Below are 312 nucleotides of genomic sequence, written 5' to 3' on the forward strand. Positions count from 1 at the left end.
CCGGAGCCACGTTGGTGCTGTTGGCGCCTTGCGCGGTGATGTTGAAACCGGCGTTCGCTGTCGAGCCGACCGCATCGAGCTGGCTCTTGTTGACCGCATCGGTGGCGGCGACGCCAGCGGCGACGTTGCTCACGATTTGGTTGCCGGCGTTGATACCCGCCGAGGTCACGCTCGGACCGCCGGTGATGGTCAGACCGGTATTGTCGAGACGGCTGTTGCCCGCAACGACGCTGTTGACGGTGATGTCGTCGGCCAGATCGAAGTTGACGTTATCGTCCGCGCCGGTCTTGCTGACGACGATGTTGCCGTCGG

The 312-nt window shown here is 64.1% G+C and carries 1 pseudogene; it reads right to left on the reverse strand.

From position 1 onward, the window contains the following. A pseudogene (locus V7787_RS52990) lies at positions 1–312 on the reverse strand (hypothetical protein); the annotation flags it as partial.

Source organism: Pseudomonas sp. CGJS7, assembly GCF_036961695.1.